Origin of the sequence: Bowmanella pacifica, assembly GCF_014645355.1 — a bacterium.
GTDB classification, from domain to species: Bacteria; Pseudomonadota; Gammaproteobacteria; order Enterobacterales; family Alteromonadaceae; genus Bowmanella; species Bowmanella pacifica.
Map to the genome: position 1 here is coordinate 675,022 of NZ_BMLS01000002.1, position 18,954 is coordinate 693,975.

Annotated in this window: 16 protein-coding genes; 2 read left to right on the top strand and 14 right to left on the bottom strand. The window is 49.7% G+C overall.

Features of this window, described 5'->3' with window-relative positions; translation table 11 throughout:
* Nucleotides 1-92: 92 nt before the first annotated feature.
* Nucleotides 93-1,835, top strand: coding sequence for an FAD-binding protein (locus tag IEX02_RS09135; protein WP_188693534.1), 1,743 nt, complete (start codon nt 93-95; stop codon nt 1,833-1,835).
* 42 nt (nt 1,836-1,877) lie between these two features.
* Here the strand turns inward: IEX02_RS09135 and IEX02_RS09140 are convergent, their stop codons facing one another.
* A complete protein-coding gene (locus IEX02_RS09140) occupies nt 1,878-2,147 on the bottom strand; it encodes a hypothetical protein (protein ID WP_188693536.1) in 270 nt (89 codons plus the stop codon).
* Nucleotides 2,148-2,640: 493 nt separating this feature from the next.
* Here IEX02_RS09140 and IEX02_RS09145 point away from each other — a divergent pair, with 493 nt between their 5' ends.
* Nucleotides 2,641-3,180: an ECF-type sigma factor gene (locus tag IEX02_RS09145; protein ID WP_188693540.1), complete on the top strand. Its 540-nt coding sequence runs from the start codon at nt 2,641-2,643 to the stop codon at nt 3,178-3,180.
* 104 nt (nt 3,181-3,284) lie between these two features.
* Here the strand turns inward: IEX02_RS09145 and luxS are convergent, their stop codons facing one another.
* From luxS to IEX02_RS09210, 13 genes are all read right to left on the bottom strand, one after another.
* The gene (gene luxS / locus IEX02_RS09150) at nt 3,285-3,794 is read right to left on the bottom strand and encodes an S-ribosylhomocysteine lyase (RefSeq protein WP_188693543.1); all 510 of its coding nucleotides are present in this window, start codon (nt 3,792-3,794) and stop codon (nt 3,285-3,287) included.
* Nucleotides 3,795-3,896: 102 nt separating this feature from the next.
* On the bottom strand, nt 3,897-6,182 hold the full coding sequence (locus tag IEX02_RS09155) for a serine/threonine protein kinase (RefSeq protein WP_188693546.1): 2,286 nt from the start codon (nt 6,180-6,182) through the stop codon (nt 3,897-3,899).
* 298 nt (nt 6,183-6,480) lie between these two features.
* A complete protein-coding gene (locus tag IEX02_RS09160; protein ID WP_188693548.1) occupies nt 6,481-7,314 on the bottom strand; it encodes a hypothetical protein in 834 nt (277 codons plus the stop codon).
* A gap of 101 nt (nt 7,315-7,415) precedes the next feature.
* On the bottom strand, nt 7,416-7,946 hold the full coding sequence (locus IEX02_RS09165) for a DsrE family protein (RefSeq protein ID WP_188693550.1): 531 nt from the start codon (nt 7,944-7,946) through the stop codon (nt 7,416-7,418).
* 12 nt (nt 7,947-7,958) lie between these two features.
* Complete coding sequence (locus IEX02_RS09170) at nt 7,959-8,513, bottom strand: isochorismatase family protein (RefSeq protein ID WP_188693552.1); 555 nt, start codon at nt 8,511-8,513, stop codon at nt 7,959-7,961.
* 2 nt (nt 8,514-8,515) lie between these two features.
* Nucleotides 8,516-8,866, bottom strand: a complete 351-nt coding sequence (locus tag IEX02_RS09175) for a DUF4870 domain-containing protein (protein WP_188693555.1) — start codon at nt 8,864-8,866, stop codon at nt 8,516-8,518.
* 128 nt (nt 8,867-8,994) lie between these two features.
* A complete protein-coding gene (locus IEX02_RS09180) occupies nt 8,995-9,423 on the bottom strand; it encodes a DUF192 domain-containing protein (protein WP_188693557.1) in 429 nt (142 codons plus the stop codon).
* Nucleotides 9,424-9,486: 63 nt separating this feature from the next.
* Nucleotides 9,487-9,855, bottom strand: coding sequence for a hypothetical protein (locus IEX02_RS09185; protein WP_188693559.1), 369 nt, complete (start codon nt 9,853-9,855; stop codon nt 9,487-9,489).
* A gap of 49 nt (nt 9,856-9,904) precedes the next feature.
* Nucleotides 9,905-11,080 (bottom strand): hydroxymethylglutaryl-CoA reductase, encoded by a 1,176-nt coding sequence (locus IEX02_RS09190; protein ID WP_188693564.1) that lies wholly within the window; start codon nt 11,078-11,080, stop codon nt 9,905-9,907.
* A gap of 774 nt (nt 11,081-11,854) precedes the next feature.
* Nucleotides 11,855-14,467: a bifunctional aconitate hydratase 2/2-methylisocitrate dehydratase gene (gene acnB, locus IEX02_RS09195; RefSeq protein ID WP_188693567.1), complete on the bottom strand. Its 2,613-nt coding sequence runs from the start codon at nt 14,465-14,467 to the stop codon at nt 11,855-11,857.
* A gap of 259 nt (nt 14,468-14,726) precedes the next feature.
* Complete coding sequence (locus IEX02_RS09200) at nt 14,727-15,560, bottom strand: HDOD domain-containing protein (RefSeq protein ID WP_188693570.1); 834 nt, start codon at nt 15,558-15,560, stop codon at nt 14,727-14,729.
* Nucleotides 15,560-15,817, bottom strand: a complete 258-nt coding sequence (locus IEX02_RS09205; RefSeq protein WP_188693573.1) for a DUF1289 domain-containing protein — start codon at nt 15,815-15,817, stop codon at nt 15,560-15,562. Before IEX02_RS09205 ends, IEX02_RS09200 begins: the two co-directional genes overlap by 1 nt.
* A complete protein-coding gene (locus tag IEX02_RS09210) occupies nt 15,817-18,945 on the bottom strand; it encodes an efflux RND transporter permease subunit (RefSeq protein WP_188693576.1) in 3,129 nt (1,042 codons plus the stop codon). Before IEX02_RS09210 ends, IEX02_RS09205 begins: the two co-directional genes overlap by 1 nt.
* Nucleotides 18,946-18,954: the final 9 nt, after the last annotated feature.

The window sequence follows — 18,954 nt, forward strand, 5'->3', positions numbered from 1 at the left end:
TATCTTTATTCACCATGATCAATACGTTATCTAGATCATAGTCGGCAATCCTGACATTATGACCATTACAGGGAGAATAAAAAAGGATAATTATGAGCTTAACACCTGATCAATGGGGCTTTTACCACCCCAGTAACGAGCAAGAAGTGGCACTGTTGGTACAAATGGCCAACAGAGAAAACAAACAGATTCGCACTTGCGGCGCAGCCCACAGCCAGAGTTGGGCAATCTATACCGATCCGGTCACCAGCGGCCCCAATGTCACAAATCAGGAGACACCTCCGCCAGATACCACGCAGATTAACCTATTACTTGACCAAATGATGGACGTAACCTTGTTGGATAGACAGCAAGGGTTAGTCAGGGCCCAGGCCGGCGTGCATTTAGGTCACGACCCCAGCGACATCAGTGGCACCTCAACACTGAAAAACAGCCTTCTATATCAACTTTGGCAACAAGGTCTGACCCTCAGTGAACTCGGTGGCATTATTCACCAGACACTGGGAGGCTTTATGTCTACCGGGTCAGCCGGAGGCTCACTAAAGTATTCATTTCAGGACAATATTCAGGCCATTCGCCTGGTAAACGGTTTAGGAGAGCTTGTTGAATTTCGTCGCGACGATGAGAATACCGAGGCCTTCTTCGCCGCCATGGTGTCTATGGGATTGTTCGGTATTGTCGTATCGGTAGACTTGCTATGCGAGCCGGCGTTTAACATTGTAGGTCAGGAAGCCACCGTCACTTACCAGGAGTCTCAGTTCGACTTTTTTGGTGAATCTGCGGACAAGCCCTCGCTGGAAGACTTTATGCGTGATGTAGACTATGGGCGGGTAAACTGGTGGCCACAACCCGGCGCCGAGCGCATTTTGCCATGGCAAGCACAGCGAATCCCTTGCATAACAGGTTTTACCCCTCGCCCTTATCAGGAGTTTACTAATTATCCTGCGGTCGCCGAGCCGGTGATAAGCATCATTTATGCGATTTTAGGTAACCTGGATACCCCTGAGCTAATCCCCGCTAAGGTTCATCAAGCAGGTTTGGACCTGCAAAAGGTCGCCGACAACCTTATCGACTTCAGCCAATTTGGCATACTGGGGCCTATCATCCGGGACGCAGTCAATCAGCTACTGGCCGAGGAATTTGATAAAGCCATCGCCCTGATACAACAACATGCCCCAATGCTGAAAGCTAACCTACCAGACGTTATGCAGATCATCCTCAATGTTTTCCAGTCACTGGACAGCAGCAAAGACGGAATGGATAAGGGCACACCGCAGGTATTTCAGCACCATGCTCCCTGGGGGTTACCCATGGATAACCAAGCGTCAGATGAACTGCTGGATATTGAGTTTTCTGAACTCTGGTTTCCCATTGGCCGGACTAACCAGGTTATGCAGATACTGCGCGACTACTTTGATGAAGCCAGCGATGCACATGAAAAACTCAAACGCACCGGGCTATTCACTATTGAAGTCTATATGGCCAAGGCCTGTCAGGCCTGGATGTCCATGGGGTACACTGACGGAGAGGACGAATGGAGTGAGGGGGCATTTCGCTTCGAACCCCTATGGTTTGTAGACTTTTCCGAAGATCCACAACGCGAATTTTACCCGCAGTTTTGGCGATTATTTCGCGACAAGGGTATCCCTTTTCGCTTGCATTGGGGAAAAATGCTGCCAGATGTCACGCAAAACGACACTGAAGGCTGGGTTGAATACTTCCGCAGCCAATACCCCAAATGGGATGCATTTCTTGCCATGCGTCGCAAAATGGATCCCCATCAGCGCTTTGTCAGCCATTATTGGCGCACACAGTTAAATATCGGTGAATTGTAGCCATCACAAACTTACCTTCGCCCTTACGCTCAGGGCGAAGGTTTAACAAGTCAGCAGCTCGGCGCAAGTGGCCAAAACCTTGTCCAACTTTTCAGACGGAGCCGAAAGCGCGCAGAGCAGTTCAGGGTTGTGAGATGTATTGGCTAACTGTACCAATTTATTGCGATGCGTCAGCACTTCCCTGACATTTCCCAGCGTTGCTTGCCTGCCTAATTCCTTTTCTACTTCAGCGACAACTTGCAGCGCTACCAGTGAAAACGTGGGCTGATGCGCTAGTCGCTGAGCTAATAATTTGCTAGCTTGCTTTTCCATAGGCAATCCTTTGCTAAGTACACTTAAGTGTTGATTAAAATCGCCGTAGGTCAAATAACACCGGCTACTTTGTTTATCACCGGATAATTTAATGCCCCTATTGCATAAGCGCAGCGTTCGTATCGGGTCAATCCGTATGCCCCAAACCTCACCCTGTTGCGGGTGCAGCACGCGTCACGAAAAACCAACACCAGGTTAATTTTTCGACTTTTTTGCACTTTACTGAGACAAAAGCAAAATCTAGACCAAAAAATAAATTCAAATAAAAGTCATACACATACGAAAAAAACAGAGAAGCCAGAAAAAAGCATGTATGAAAAATTGACAGTTATTGAATAATAAACTACCAGCTTTCCAATCCCCGGCAGCAAGCCTGCTCCTTTATATTTCCACTTTCCCAACCTGGGATTATCAGATGGAAGAGGTTCCCTAAAACTAACAAGCATGAAATACTTTTTACGCGCATCATGACAACGGATTTGCCAGGTACGAAATGAATAGCACGAACCTTAACTACCAGGTCGACCAACAAGGATTAACCTTGTTGATTGACAGTTTTTATCAGCAGTTAAAAAAGGTCGCCAGCACCCAGCGCTGGATGATTGGGCTGAAAAGCGGCACCTTGTGCACTACGGTACTAGTTCATGAATCCTTTCTACGATTGAAGGAAATACACAGTTGGACAGACTCCCAACATTTTTTGCGAACCGCCAGCAAAGCCATGCGCTATGCATTAATAGATTACATCCGAGCCCAAAATAGCGAAAAGCGCAGTGCCCCCAAGCTTGATGAATGGCTGAGTATCCTCGACGGCGTGAATGAGCCTGATACCTGGCTGCTAGACATAGGTGATGCCCTGGCTCAACTTGAGCTTCAACACCCAAGAGCGGCCAGTGTGGTGGAATGCTTGTTCTTCGCAGGGTTAACAGAAAAGGAAACAGGAGAACTGCTGAGCATCAATGAGCGCACTGTCAGACGCGACTGGCAGAAGGCTCGTTGCTGGCTGGCTACCGAGCTGTGTCCGCAAGAATAGCCATAACAACCAGCCTTGTAACTCAGGTCCCGCTCAAGAGAGACTACACAGCATAAAAAACCCGGCAAAAGCCGGGCTTAGAAATCAAACACCAACCAGGGCTGTTATAGTTTTCCCAGCAGCTCGTCGCTAAGTTTCAGGTCGTCATTCTTATTAACCTGCACACCCGCGCCAATGACATCCCGGGCAATATCCTGGGCTTCCAACAGCGAATGCATCTCGTAGGTACCGCACTGATATTCATTCAATTCAGGGATCTCTGACTGGTTCGCCACCTTCAGTACGTCCTGCATGGCCGCCAACCACGCATCGGCAACGCGTTGCTCAGATGGCTCTCCAATCAGGCTCATATAAAAGCCGGTGCGGCACCCCATAGGGGATAGATCAATAATTTCCACACCATTACCATTTAAATGGTCGCGCATAAAACCCGCAAACAAGTGCTCCAGGGTGTGAATACCTTTCTCGCTGAGAATATTCTGGTTGGGAATACAAAAGCGTAGATCAAATACCGTAATCGTATCGCCCTTGGGGGTGCTCATGGTTTTGGCTACGCGCACTGCCGGGGCATGCATACGGGTATGATCAACGGTAAAACTATCTAGTAACGGCATGATACTCTCGCCTGAATATTGTCTGGATTAGGTTAAGCGCAAGCATAGCACGCCACCTGCAGCCTATAAACTCCAGACAACTAACCGGAACAAATACCTTGTTTATTCTGACAACAATTGTTGTGCTTCAGAAAAAAACCGACGATACATGGCACCCGCCTCTCCCATGGCATCAAGATCTTGTTCAAATATTGCCAGCCGCTGCCTGGCTGCGTCTTTATCCCGCTCAGCGAGAAAGCGAATAGTCAGCCCGTGGAGCTTAAATTTAAGCAATGGATGCAGTTGCATCGCTTCCAACCGTCGACTCAGTTCTGCAAACGCCTGCGTTTGATCTTTCCCTTGTCTGAGACGAATATCCACTAATCCCATCTCACTGGATAAACTCAACAGGCCGCTTTCCCCCTCAGTTTTAAGCGCCATGGCGAGTGCGCGCTGCATACCTTGCTCTGCTTCAGCCAATTGCCCCAACTTTGCCAACAATGTGGCATGATTTGCGAAGCTCGCTGCAGTCGCGGCCCCCTCTCCCACCAGCGTCAGTTTTAACTGGGCAATTTCGCCTATTTCCTTTGCAGCGCGCGGCATATCTCCTTGACGCAAGCTGATTTCCGCCAGGGCTTCGCGGCAGTTGAGTACATCCAAACTGGCCCCTAACCCGATAGCACTGGCTGTATCAATGGCAGCAACAAACGCCTGTTGCGCCAGGGGTAATAGGTCTAGTTGCCGATATGTCTGCCCCAGGGAGGCCTCTAATAACATTCGGGTTCGACTAGGCTCTGGCCAGGTTTGACTCAATTGCTGTAAGGTCTCGCTCAATAGGCTAATTGCCTTATGCGGCGTTTCCCCTACACGCAGTAATCTGGCTTGCAAATCGCGGCTGCGAATCAATTCCAACTGATAACGTTTATCCTGCGACCAAATATGTTGGGCTTGTTCAAGTAGAGCCGCAGCTTGTGGGAGCTTACCGGATTGTTGCCACAAGGATGCCAGGCCAAAGGCGGCCATGGCGTGAATATCGGCCGATACTGCCTTGTTATCCAATAGCGCCTGATACATTCGCTGCGCACTACTGATATCCTTGAGTAGGTTGTATATTTCCCCTGCCTGCAAAACCATGGGTGCGGCAATATCGGGTTGCTGTTGCAGGTTAGCCAGCAACCGCGCTTCATGACTTAAAAGTACTTCCTGAGGCGAAAGCTTGCCATCAGGTCGGCTAGCAAACAGGCTAAGTAAGAACTCCATCACCCCGGCCTGCTTTTGTTCTTCAAGCCTTAACCTGTCGCGCTCCAGTGCAGCTTGATAGCCCTGATATAAGCCGCTCCCCAAGAACAGTATGGCCAGCACAGCTAAACTGCTGGCAAAAGGATTACGCCTGACAAAACAGCGAAATTTATACCCAAAGCCACCATATCCATTTACTGGCCTACCATCCAGTACAGCGGCAATATCAGCCCTGAGTGCGTGTACCGACTGATAACGCTCGGCCGGTTCGCTGGCGCAGGCACGCTGTACAATGGCCCGAAGCTCCCCGGATAAGACCGATAACTGTTCGCTGCTCAAACGGGACTGTGTAAACAGTGACTGCACCAGTAAGCCAAGGTTAGACTGTTGCTGTCCCAGGCACTGATCACTGAGCATGCTAAATAACAATAACCCCAGACTGTATACATCCTGATCGGCTCTCGGGGACGCTCCCTGCCAGACTTCTGGTGCCGTGTAGGCAGGGGTTCCCCCTTCATGACCAGTTTGCTGCCCCAGCTCGGCACTGATTCCAAAATCTATCAATTTGAGCTGTCCTTGACTGTTCACCACCACATTTTGCGGCTTAATATCCCGATGAATCAGACCGAATCCATGCAGATAGGCCACCGCATCACATAATTGCAAAAACAACAGTAAACGGGCCCGTAAAGAAAGCTGATGGGTACGAACATAGGCAAGAGGATCGTCACCTTCCAGATACTCCACCACCATATAGAGGCACCCGTCCGGCGACTTTCCACCGTCAATCAGGCGGGCAATATTGGTATGATTCAGCTTGGCTAATCGTCGACGCTCCAGTGCAAACCCCTGCTCCAGTCTTTGCTGACCAGGCCTGACTAGTTTTAAGGCCGCCGATTCCTGATGCACATCGTCATTACGCTGTACCAAAAACACCTGGCCACTGCCACCATCCCCCAGCAAGGATTTAAAACGCCAGACCCCCAACGCCTCGTAGGGTAAAGACACCTTGGGTGTCACTGTATGACTGGCCTCGACATCCAACATACGTTGTAGACGACATATATCGTCGGAGGATAGATGCTGACACCGTGACAACCACTCCTGACGTTCATTGGCTGGCATATCCAACAGCATGTCAAAAATGGACATTAAGTGACTAATTGACACCGGCATATTCCCTTGCTGCTTTTTTGTTCATTTTGAAGCAGATGCCAACGCTTTGACAAGTCACAGTCAGGGTTATCCATCTCGCCAGTAGCGATAACTTGAGGTTGCTCCATACAGGAACGGCTGGATTGCGGGCAAGGCTAAGGCTAAAACACAGAGGTAGTACCGACTGTTTTTCAGGAAAGCCGTATAGACTTCCCGATCAAAAAGTTCCCCTCACCTTGCCCACGTTAAGCAACGTGCAGCTAAGCCCTATCTCAATACACAGGGCATAGCCAGCGACTATAGTCGGCCATCGTTAGAACAAGTCTTTTAGGAAACCTTTTACTTTTTCCTTCACCTTGTCTTTCGCTTCTTGTTTCGCTTCGTTTTTGCTTTCATCTACCGCCTCCCCGGTTGCCTCTTGCATCAAACAAAGCGGGTTGTACTCTGCCGCTTCCCCTTCACAATTCATGCCCTTAGCACCGCCAAGTAGTCCCGACACCATAGACAAGTCCTGCACATGGGTATTGGCTGGGAGGTTGTAGTAGTCAGAAGCTTTATTGACCTGATTGACCTTAAGCAGACGCATATCATTATCCACCCTCAGCAAACCACCATACCCATCGAGATGATGTTCCATCTGAGCGAATTGTGCGGGCAACGCACCATTTGTGCCGACCATGCTCGACCATTTGGCAGTCATATCCAACAGGGCTTGGCGAATTTCTATCAGGCGGGCATCTTTGGAGAGCACCATTTCGGCACTCACTTTTTTGCCGTTTTGCATATAAGTGGCAATAAAGACAGCACCAGACAAGCCGGCCACTTTTTCCGTTTTCCCTGTATTGACAATCTCTGGAGGGGTCTGCTGCGCAGAGGCTTTGCCCGCTTGGGTGCCAAATGCCATACCAGCAATATCCTTCAGCGATACAGCAATATAACCTTGCTGAGGATTGCCATTAACACTGTAAACTTCCTCTCCCTGGCGCAATAAAAACTGGCCTGGCGCAAAGTTCATACGCATTTGCTGGTCATTCTTTACCACGATATCCATTTGCTGCCCGGCAAAATCATAGACCGCCTGAATATCAGCTAAGGCACTTCCGCTTAAGCAACAAAGTGAAATGGCGACAGTTTGATAAGCTCTCATTTTCTAATCCCTTTTTGGTTGTGTCAGGGATAGATCGAAACCAGCGCAGAAAAGCGGACATGCCCGACGAAATAAAAACGCTGCGGGCAAAAATGAAGAGATTAGAAGGGATTCAGGGTATAGCCTTGTTGCTGTAACAGCGCGTGCAGGGTCATTGCAGACAAGCCCAGCGTTACCTCGGGCATCAGGTGTTCAGCAGACAGGTTCATCGCACCAGCCGATTGCCCACAAAGCATCACCTGCACACCTTGTGCAGCCAACGCTTTAATCAGGCCAGCATTAGCATTGTGGTGTGAAAATTTTTGCCGGTAACTTGCATCATTCAGCAGATCAAACCCGGCTTTGCCATGTACTACCAGGGCCAGTTGAATGTTTTGCGGTTTCACCCCATTGGCCACATGCATATTGATAAATCGAGCCAATGAATTGAAACGCTTATTCTGAGTGCCTGGCTCAGCCTGTTCTGCCACATCAAACGCGATTTTAAACTGGGCATCTTGTGGCAAAGGCAGCATATTTTCTACCTTCACATGCTGACCAAAGTCCTGTATCACAGGCCCAGTGGCAAAAGACGGCTGCTCGGCAGCAGCAAGGGAAGAAAACACCAAAGAAATTAAAAGCCGGCCTTGCATACGACACCTTAATTAAAGCGCTTTAATCAGCGGCAATAAGTTTTTAAATTGCGGGTGCTGCGCTTGACCCAGCCATTCGAACAGCACCATATCGGTATTACAAAGTTTAGCGCCTTCCTGGGCCAATCTTTGTACTGCCAGTTGGCGGGCACTGTCTTGTCTTGAGGCAATGGCATCAGTAAGCAGATGCACCTGTTTACCCAGTTCTAGCAGCCCAAGACAAGTTTGATAAACACAAATATGTGCCTCAATACCGCACACAACAAGATGCTCGACATTCAGCTCTGACAGATGACTACAGAGCCCAGGTTCAGCACATGCATCAAAGTGGTATTTAACAATAGGCTGGCGATCACCCAGATAACGGGTCAGTTCAGGCAACGTTGGCCCTAGCCCTTGCGGGTTTTGTTCCAACCACAGAATAGGAATGTCCAGTTTGTCGGCTGCTTGCAGTAACACCGCAAGACGTGCCAACAAACCGGTCGCATCCGGCATCATGCGCGCCAATTTACCCTGTACATCAATAAGTAGCAGGGCACAATTTTGCGCACTTAACCGAACAGGCATAGTTACTTGATTAAACGGATAGCAAAAGGTACACGGAATTCCTTACCGCTGGATACGGCCACCGCACCCAAAATACAGAAAATCAAATGTACCAGACCGATCACTGGGATTAGCAGCGCGCCAATCAAGATCACAGTCAAGATCATGGCTGCAACATAGCCAAAAATAGCCGTGATTGACCAGTTCAGTGCTTCTTTAGACTGGTCAAGTACATAGGCATCATCCTTTTTTACCAGATAAAAGACTAAGCCGGGAATAAAGCCAAAAAAGATGGTGCCAATCCACAATAACAAGGCCAGATTCTTGGCGTCCTGACTAACCGCACTGGTTTCGGTGGGAAGTGAGTCTGACATTATAATTTCCTTTATTTTTGTTTAGTTACCTGAAAACGAGACTCTACAAGAGAATCCAAAAATACGCTACTACGACCAGCCAGATTACTGGGGGGACTGGATTTGAACCCAGTCCATACTAAACATCCCTAGTCCAGCGGTTTGAATACCACCCGATCGCCAGCCTTCACCCCATGTTTAGCAAACCAGCCCTGATTCATTTCCCAGGCATAACTGGCAAGGCGCTCAGAATCAACCGGGGTTAAATCATGGGGTTGCATCTGCTTAATCACCAAAATCCGGCCTTGCTTGTCAACAAAAGCCACATCAAGAGGAATCAGGGTGTTCTTCATCCACATGCTGACCACCCGCGGCTCTGTATATTCAAACAACATGCCGCAATCCGCACATAAGGCCTCTCGGTGCATCAGGCCCCTGGCTCTGGCTTCAAAACTTTGCGCCAGTTCCAACTCGAGCTGTTTATCAGCGACCGAAACCTGCACCCGACCAAACAATGCTTCATCAGCCATCGCCATAGTCGCCAGGCCAAAACCACAGAATATCAATATCCAGCGCATGGGAGTTTCCAAATACAAAAGAGGCTAACAAGGTAGCGGTTGGCCACAACCATTGCAATCACATCAAGGTAAGTGACTGATAAAGTCGTCAAGCTCTGATGGGTGTTCAGACAGCAAAAGGGGAATATGCAAGCGGTCTTGCACTGCTGCATTGATCAAATCCATAAACAAAGGACCCACTTCACAAGCAATACCAATACAACCGGCTGACTGTACCTGACAATAAGTCTCAACCAGTTCGGGTAAAGCGTCACTGGTAAGCGCGGCATCGTTGCCCGCATGCTCATACAGCACCCAGTTGTCCAGTCCGGCAGTAGTGGTTAACACAGCCTGACGGTACTTCATTAAACCTGGACGGTTGAAACTCCCTTGGGGAAAGGTATGTAATACCCGCCCTTTCAGACTGAGGGTAAAAGTACCGTGCTCCAGCATCTACAATGTCCGTGTATCATCTTACAACCAAGTATAAACCCTGCAGAGGTTAGGGTCTGTTTCGCCCCAGTCTATCATGACTACTTACCCAATGACCGGCTATGACCGCACAAGCCAGAGAAATATCACCCGCCAATACCGTCGCAGCGACTATCTCTGCAAATTTGTTGGCCTTTCCTTTCCCATAGCACCCCAGTAGATTCAAGCATTCTTTTTGTGTTGGCAGCCCCGTTCCGCCGCCATAAGTGGCAACAATCAAGGAAGGTAAAGTAACCGACAAATAGAGATCGTCATTTTCAAGCAATTCATGGGAGAGGTGGCCAGCATGGGACTCCACCACATTGGCCTCATCCTGACCGGTAGCGATAAATAACGAAGCAATACCATTAGCAGAGTGCGGGCCATTGTAGGCGGCCCCTGCTATTCTGGCCCCCACATTAGACAAGACAGCCGCCTTTGCCATCATACGACTGTCTACATGCATAATCTTACGTAGCACGTCTTTTTTCAGCACAATCTCGGCGATCACCCGCCGTCCTCTTGAGTGAATCATATTCAGTTGAGAGTGCTTCTTATCGGTATCCATATTGCCCGATAGTAGATAATCACAAGGGATGGGGGAATGTTGTTTAATCCATTCACTGGCAGCTAGCGTGGCTTTACTCACCATATTCTGTCCAGCTGCATCCCCGGTAGTGTAGTTAAACCGCAGATAACGCATTTTGGCCACCGACCACTGTTCGATATGCTGCAGTTTGGCAATACTGCTGGTGCTCTCCGCGACTTCAGATATTTGCGTAAAGTTAGCGCTTACCCACTCGCCGAAGTCTCTGGCCTGACGAGCATTATCAAATAAAAACGCAGGCGCGCGTTGCATAAACTGCTCAACAACTGTGGTAGTGACCCCACCACATTCATTGATCACCCGCATACCGCGACTGTAGCTGGCCACCAGTGTCCCTTCAGTGGTTGCCAGAGGTACATAAAATTGTCCTTGGGCATATTCACCGTTTATCTGCACGGGTCCGGCGATCCCCACCGGCATCTGCACTATGCCGATGAAATTTTCGATATTACCGGGAAGTACAGCGGGATCGATGCTGTATTGCCCGGTGTATTCCAGCGTTTCTCCCGTTTTATCTGTGAGAAACTCGCGGCGTTTACCGGCCATTTCTTTACTGTAGTCGTTACGTCTGTCCCTTGGGATACGATCTTCTATTTTCATGCTTAATCCTTCAGTGCGCTCAACAGATTAAAAATTGTGCTTTCAGGCTCTCATGACCTGTAGACATTAGATCATCATGACTTCACTACTATTTTTAGCATTATCTACGCCAGATACCATTAAACGTCCAGCAGATGGCAGAAACATGACAAATAACAACCGCTTGGTATTTGCAGATGACATCTAAACAAGCCTAGTTATCTGCGGCATATGCACCAGCATGGTGCGAAACCATGCTCTACAAGACAAGATGCAACTGCCAGGGATGGCGGAAGTGCAAATTACGCACGACTCCTAGGACGGAGGAGGTAGAGCGACTCAGGAGACAAAGCCGAGGAGCAGTTCAGTTATCTGCCCGTCCACCCATGCACATCGGCGCTCTTTGGCTTCCATGCCACCGCGTATACGACCGCCAGGGATGGCGGAAGTGCAGAAAATGCAGGAGCAACTTTTCTGCCCGTCCACCCATGCACATCGGCGCTCTTTGGCTTCCATGCCATCGCGCATACGACCGCCTAGGATGGCGGAAGTGCAGAAAATGCAGGAGCAGTTTTTCTGCCCGTCCACCCATGGACATCGGCGCTCTATGGCTTCCATGCCATCGCGCCATACCGTCCATCCCTGGACATCGCCGATGAATATTCCCGACAACATCGGCATACCGTCCATCCCTGGACATCGCCGATGAATATTCCCGACAACATCGGCATACCGTCCATCCCTGGACATAAAAAAGCCGGGACAAGTCCCGGCTTTTCAATGCTTAGTCAGCTATCAGGCAACATTCAAAGTAGGAATGATCTCTGCCTTAGCTTTCTGCTCAGCCTTTTTAAACTCGTCCATACGGTCGAAGTTCAGGTAGCGGTAGATATCACCGGCCATAGAGTCAATCTTACTGGCGTATTGCAGATATTCTTCAGTGGTCGGGATACGTCCCAGAATGGCACCAACCGCCGCCAGCTCCGCAGAGGTCAGGTACACATTGGCACCATCACCCAAACGGTTGGGGAAGTTACGGGTAGAAGTAGACAACACAGTGCTGCCAGCGGCTACACGTGCCTGGTTACCCATACAGAGTGAACAGCCTGGCATTTCGGTACGCACACCAGCACGACCGTAGATGTTGTAGTAGCCTTCTTCCATCAGTTGCGCCTGGTCCATCTTAGTCGGTGGTGACATCCACAGACGTGTAGTCAGGGCTTCTTTATTCTGCTCCAGCAATTTACCTGCAGCACGGAAGTGACCAATGTTGGTCATACAAGAACCGATAAAGACTTCGTCTACCTTATCACCAGCTACGTCAGACAGGGTCTTAGCGTCATCCGGGTCATTCGGGCAGCACACGATAGGCTCTTTAATATCAGCCAGATCGATTTCGATCACTTCAGCGTATTCCGCATCAGCATCGGCTTGCATCAATTCAGGCTTAGCCAACCACTCTTCCATCTTACGTGCACGACGCTCAAGGGTACGAGGATCACCGTAACCATGGCTGATCATCCAGCGCAGCATAGTGATGTTGGAGTTCAGGTACTCAGAAATAGACTCTGGAGACAGCTTGATGGTACAGCCAGCAGCAGAACGCTCGGCAGAGGCATCTGACAATTCAAACGCCTGCTCAACGGTCAAGTCTTCCAGACCTTCAATTTCCAGAATACGACCAGAGAAAGCATTTACTTTACCTTTCTTAGCAACAGTCAGCAGACCTTGCTTGATACCGTAAAGTGGGATGGCATGCACCAGGTCACGCAGGGTGATACCAGGTTGCATTTTACCCTTAAAGCGCACCAGCACTGATTCAGGCATATCCAGAGGCATAACGCCGGTAGCGGCCGCAAAAGCCACCAGACCAGAACCGGCCGGGAAGGAAATACCAATGGGGAAACGGGTATGCGAGTCACCACCTGTACCTACGGTATCAGGCAACAACATACGGTTCAGCCAGCTGTGGATAATACCGTCACCAGGACGCAAAGACACGCCGCCACGGTTCATAATAAAGTCTGGCAGGGTGTGCTGAGTATCAATATCAACCGGCTTAGGATAGGCCGCAGTGTGACAGAATGACTGCATGGTCAAATCAGCAGAGAAGCCAAGGCAAGCCAGGTCTTTTAGTTCATCACGGGTCATAGGACCTGTGGTGTCCTGAGAACCCACAGTGGTCATCTTAGGCTCACAGTAAGTACCAGGACGGATACCTTCAACACCACAGGCACGACCGACCATTTTCTGCGCCAGCGTGAAGCCTTTGCCGGAATCAGCAGGCTGCTCAGGAACGCGGAAGAAATCAGCAGGAGGTAAACCCAATGATTCACGTGCTTTCTCAGTCAAGCCACGACCAATAATCATATTGATACGGCCACCAACACGGACTTCATCAAGGATAACTTTGGAGTTGTAGCTGTATTCGGCTAAAAGTTCACCGGTTTCGGCATTCTTGATCTTGCCTTCAAATGGGTAGATATCGATAACATCGCCCATTTCCATCTTATCTACATCGGCTTCAAACACCAGTGCACCGGCATCTTCCATGGTATTGAAGAAAATAGGCGCAACTTTAGAGCCAAAACAGATACCGCCACTGCGCTTGTTTGGTACGCCAGGCATATCTTCACCGAAGTACCACAATACCGAGTTGGTCGCAGACTTACGTGAAGAACCGGTTCCCACTACATCACCAATAAAAGCAACAGGGTGACCTTTGGCTTTAATTTCTTCGATCTGTTTAAGCGGGCCAACCTCGCCATGTGTTTCAGGCGTCAGACCGTCACGGGTCATCTTGTACATGGCACGGGCATGCAAAGGAATATCAGGGCGTGACCAGGCATCTGGTGCAGGAGACAGGTCATCGGTGTTGGTCTCACCCGTTACCTTAAACACGGTAACAGTGATCTTCTCGGCCAATTCAGGACGACTAGTGAACCACTCGGCATCAGCCCAGGACTGCATCACCTCTTTAGCATAACTATTACCGGCTTTGGCTTTCTCTTCCACATCGTGGAAGGCATCAAACATCAGCAAAGTATGCTTCAGCTCTTCAGCAGCTTGCTCGGCCAACTCGTTGTTGTCCAGCAGCTCAACCAGGGTAGCAATGTTGTAACCACCATGCATATTGCCCAGCAGTTGTACGGCAGCGTCTTTGCTAAGCAAAGGAGAGCTGGCTTCACCTTTAACGATAGCGCTCAGGAAACCAGCCTTAACGTATGCGGCTTCATCCACACCGGGAGGCACACGCTCGGAAATCAGTTCAACCAGGAAGGCTTCTTCACCGGCAGGGGGATTTTTTAACAGTTCAACCAGCTCGGCGACCTGTTCGGCGCTCAGAGGCTTTGGAGGGACACCTTCAGCGGCACGTTCTGCAACGTGTTGACGATATGCTTCTAACACAGTTTGGTCCTCTTCTTGAGTTAGCTGCCGTAAAAAACTGGTTGTCCAGTTTCTGGCAGGAACATTAAAACCTGACAAGTATAAGGGTTTAGTGTGAAGATTTAAATTTACCCAACCTTTAGTTCACTTATAACCAGTATAAATTTCAGTGATGTTGATTAATATTTAATAAACAGGATGAATAAGATGGGAATAATTCTCAATTGGCCCCGTATTAAAGGAATCTGAAAATAATTAGGAGCGGCCAAAAAATCCGGCGTTAAAACAACTCCGGATTCATCATAGCCAACAGTTTATGAGCATCCATTTGCGTGAACTTAATCACATCTTGAATATCTTCTTCACCCAGCTTCAGTTTTTTCAGGACAATGGGTGACAGCAAGACATCCAGCTCGTATCTGCTGTCCACCATATGCAGTGCCAAACGCACAGCTAGTTGGCCAATGGCAATGTCTTTACCGTCTTTGGCGTGGACTTCCTTATGCACATTGCTGATGACATAACAAAACTGCTCAGGTAAATGCCACTGCTCAAGAATCAGCCCAGAGCATTGGGCATAAGTAAAGCCTAACAGCCGCTCCTGACGCTGCCAGGGTAATTGCCCGGCTTGGTAAATTTCACACTCATGAGCCAAGTCGGCATTTTTGCTGGCTACCACCAACTCGCTGAATTGGTGTAGTAAGCCCATAACAAAATACTGTTCACTGGCGCGTATCTTGGCGGTTTTGGCCAGGTGCTTAGCTAATAATCCGCAATACACACTCTGCTGCCAGAAGCGACGCAGATTTATAGCCTCACTGGAAAAATGCCGAAACGCCGAGGTGGCGGTTTCAGCCAGGGCGAGGTTGTACAAGGCTTCACCACCAATGATGCCAACAGCTTTAGGAATTGAGTTAATTTGAGCAGGAAAACGAAACAAGGCACTGTTGGCCAGCTTCAATAACTTGGAGCTTAGAGAAGGGTCTAACGCAATCACCTCAGCGATATCGGCCGAATCAGCACTGACATCATCCAACAAAGTCCTGATCCGGCTGCATGTGTCCGGCAGGGCAAAAGATTGGCTGGCGTATCTGGCTAAATCAGTCGCTCGCATTATGGCTGGTCCTCATCAAATTCCAGTTGTTGTTGTATCGTGCCATCCGCACCTTTCGCGGCTTTCCCACCCGCTACAGCCCGTCGCTTACGCATTTGACAGGCACGGATAATTTTGCGCTTAACATCAGCATCAATTTGATGCCAATACAGCCGTTCCTCGCGGGTACGAAAACAACCAATACAATATCCTTTGTCCCCGCTTTGGCACACACCAATACAGGGACTAGGGATATCAAAAAACTCAAGTTGTTGCACTAAATCCTGGCCAGATTGTTACGCTTGCGTTCCAGCATATAAAAAATTACCGGAATCACAAATAGCGAAACAAGGGGAGCCAGTACCATTCCCCCTAACATAGGTGCGGCTATACGCTGCATGACCTCATGGCCGGTGCCCTGAGTCAGCATAATCGGCAGCAAACTTGCCAGCACAGTGATAACTGTCATAGCTTTGGGACGAATGCGCTGCACCGCGCCAGAAACTGTCGCTTGATAAAGGCTCTGACGATCCCGGCTTTCTGCATCCTGCCAGGCATGATTCAGATACAAATACATTACCACACCAAACTCAGCTGCCACCCCCGCCAATGCGATCATTCCCACAATTACGGCGATAGACAGGTTGAAACCTAACAGCCAAATCAACCAGAGGCTACCACTTAGGCCAATGGGCAGGGTTAACATGACCACCAGGCTTTGTCGCCAACTGGACAGGGTAAAGTACAACAAGACCAGGCAAAGCAATAAGGTTAATGGCACCAGTTGAATCAATTTGGCTTCTACACGTTTGATGGACTCATATTGCCCTGACCACTGCACCGAATAACGGGCGGGTAAGGTCAGTTGCTCATCCAACAGCACCCTGGCCTGATTCAGGTACTCCCCCACAGACACATCCTGAATATCCACAAACACCCATCCCACCTGTCGGGCATTCTCACTTTTAATCATGGCTGGCCCATCCTTAAGATGCAGACTGGCTAATGCCGACAAGGGTACAAACACGCCCTCGGCGGTGCTAATAGGTAAGCTGGCTAAAGCATCCAGATCTTCGCGATACTGTGCATCAATACGCACATTCACCGGGTAACGCTCGTTGCCGATAACCATGTCCGTCACTTTAGCGCCGCCCACGGCCTGGCGTATAATGCCTTGCAACTGAGCCAGGCTGATACCGTATTCACCCAGCGCCACCAGATTTGGCTCAATATCCAGGTAACGTCCGGCAGCTACCCGTTCGGAATAAACAGAGCGTGTTGCCGGTAACTGACTCAAGACACGCTCAACATCCTGACCTATGGCTTCAATTTGGGTCAGCTCGGGCCCGGAAATTTTCAGCCCCAAGGGGGTCTTAATGCCGGTGGATAGCATGTCGATACGGGTTTTGATGGGCTGCACCCAGGCATTAGTTAATCCAGGAAACTTCACCGTTGCCTGCAACTCGCCAATGACTTTGTCCAGTGTCATACCTGGGCGCCACTCTTCCCTTGGCTTAAGCTGAATAGTGGTCTCCAGCATGGTCAGCGGCGCCGGGTCTGTGGCCGTTTCCGCCCGTCCTATCTTGCCAAACACTCTCTTCACTTCAGGAATTTGTGCAATCAGCCTGTCGGTTTGTTGTAAAAGCTGAGCGGCTTTCCCAGCACTAATTCCCGGCAGCGTGGTTGGCATATACAGCAAATCACCCTCTTCGATTTGCGGCATAAATTCTTTACCCAATTTAGATAGCGGATAGGCACCACTTAGCATCAGCAACAAAGCAATCAACAAACAGGTTTTTGGCCAGGCCAGGGCTTTTGTCAGCACAGGGCGATACATGGCAATTAGAATCCGCGACAAGATATTTTTGTTTTCAGGAACAATTTTTCCCCGCACCCAGTAGCCCATCAACACAGGTACCAAAGTGACGGCAAGCAAGGCGGCAGCCGCCATGGCGAAGGATTTAGTCATGGCCAAGGGAGTGAACAATCGCCCTTCTTGTCCTTCCAGCACAAAGACCGGGAAAAAGCTGGCAGTAATAATCAGCAACGACATAAACAAGGCTGGCCCCACTTGTTTACAGGCTTGGCTCACCAGTTGCCAATGCTCGGTATTATCCGGCCTTCGTCCTTGTTTATGCTCAAATTGTTCCAGATGTTTGTGCAGATTTTCTATCATCACAATCGCGGCATCCACCAGCGCGCCTATGGCAATGGCGATTCCCCCCAAACTCATGATATTGGCGCTGATATCCAGCATACGCATCAGCCCAAAGGCCGCCAGCAGGGCCAGAGGCAACACCAGAACCGCCACCATAATGGAGCCCACGTGCCACAAGAACAGCATCAGCACCACCGACACCAGGACCATTTCCATCATCAGTTTGTCAGACAGATTGTCCACCGCACGTTGAATAAAATCCGCCCTGTCGTACGTGGGCACAATTTCCACACCGTCAGGCAGGCTGCTCTTTAACTCTTCCAGTCGCTGCTTCACTTTATCAATGACCTGGCGGGCATTCTCGCCACTGCGCATCACCACAATGCCGCCTACCACTTCACCCTTGCCATCCAGTTCGGCAATGCCGCGCCTGAGCTGCGGCCCCAAACGAACCTCAGCAACATCCTCCAGATACAAGGCGACGTTACCGGCGTTACGTTTACCCAATGGGATAGTTTGAATATCCTCTATAGACTGCAAATAGCCACGCACCCGAATCATATACTCGGCTTCGGCCATTTCCACAGAAGCACCGCCTGTCTCGCCGTTATGGTTGCGCACGGCCTGAATAACCTGCTCTACCGACATCTGATAACCAGCCAATTTGAGGGGATCGAGGACAATCTGATAGGTGCGGGTCATCCCCCCTACCGTCGCGACTTCTGAGACACCGCTAACCGACTGCAGTTCTTGCTTTAAAAACCAGTCCTGCAGGCTTTTCAGATCAGACAGATCCCACTTACCGCTGTGATCAACCAGCGCATACTGGTACACCCAGCCTACTCCGGTGGCATCAGGTCCTAATTGCGGCTGCACCCCTTCGGGCAGTTGGCTGGCAGCCTGATTCAGGTACTCCAGCACCCTGGAACGGGCCCAATAAATATCAGTACCATCCTCAAACAATACATAGAGGTAAGAGTCGCCATAAAAGGAAAAACCGCGCACCGTTCTGGCACCAGGTACCGCCATCATCATATTGGCCAGCGGATAAGTCACCTGCTGCTCGACCAATTCCGGGCTTTGTCCTGGGTAAGGCGTTTTGATGATGACCTGCACATCAGACAGGTCTGGAATAGCGTCAACATTTAAGCCACGCATCGCTTGCCAGCCCGCCAGGGCCAAGAGCGCGCTAAACAGCAGCACCAGCATACGCTGGCGCACGGCCAGTTCTATCAATTTACTCAGCATAAGACCCCC

Bases quoted from the DNA above. Each gene is read 5' to 3' on its own strand.
- IEX02_RS09180 (WP_188693557.1), bottom strand. From the start codon at position 9,423: ATGCGCTGGATATTGATATTCTGTGGTTTTGGCCTGGCGACTATGGCG.
- luxS (WP_188693543.1), bottom strand. From the start codon at position 3,794: ATGCCGTTACTAGATAGTTTTACCGTTGATCATACCCGTATGCATGCC.
- IEX02_RS09160 (WP_188693548.1), bottom strand. From the start codon at position 7,314: ATGAGAGCTTATCAAACTGTCGCCATTTCACTTTGTTGCTTAAGCGGA.
- IEX02_RS09135 (WP_188693534.1), top strand. From the start codon at position 93: ATGAGCTTAACACCTGATCAATGGGGCTTTTACCACCCCAGTAACGAG.
- IEX02_RS09190 (WP_188693564.1), bottom strand. From the start codon at position 11,080: ATGAAAATAGAAGATCGTATCCCAAGGGACAGACGTAACGACTACAGT.
- IEX02_RS09145 (WP_188693540.1), top strand. From the start codon at position 2,641: ATGAATAGCACGAACCTTAACTACCAGGTCGACCAACAAGGATTAACC.
- IEX02_RS09175 (WP_188693555.1), bottom strand. From the start codon at position 8,866: ATGTCAGACTCACTTCCCACCGAAACCAGTGCGGTTAGTCAGGACGCC.
- IEX02_RS09165 (WP_188693550.1), bottom strand. From the start codon at position 7,946: ATGCAAGGCCGGCTTTTAATTTCTTTGGTGTTTTCTTCCCTTGCTGCT.
- IEX02_RS09210 (WP_188693576.1), bottom strand. From the start codon at position 18,945: ATGCTGAGTAAATTGATAGAACTGGCCGTGCGCCAGCGTATGCTGGTG.
- IEX02_RS09185 (WP_188693559.1), bottom strand. From the start codon at position 9,855: ATGCTGGAGCACGGTACTTTTACCCTCAGTCTGAAAGGGCGGGTATTA.
- IEX02_RS09170 (WP_188693552.1), bottom strand. From the start codon at position 8,513: ATGCCTGTTCGGTTAAGTGCGCAAAATTGTGCCCTGCTACTTATTGAT.
- IEX02_RS09140 (WP_188693536.1), bottom strand. From the start codon at position 2,147: ATGGAAAAGCAAGCTAGCAAATTATTAGCTCAGCGACTAGCGCATCAG.
- IEX02_RS09200 (WP_188693570.1), bottom strand. From the start codon at position 15,560: ATGCGAGCGACTGATTTAGCCAGATACGCCAGCCAATCTTTTGCCCTG.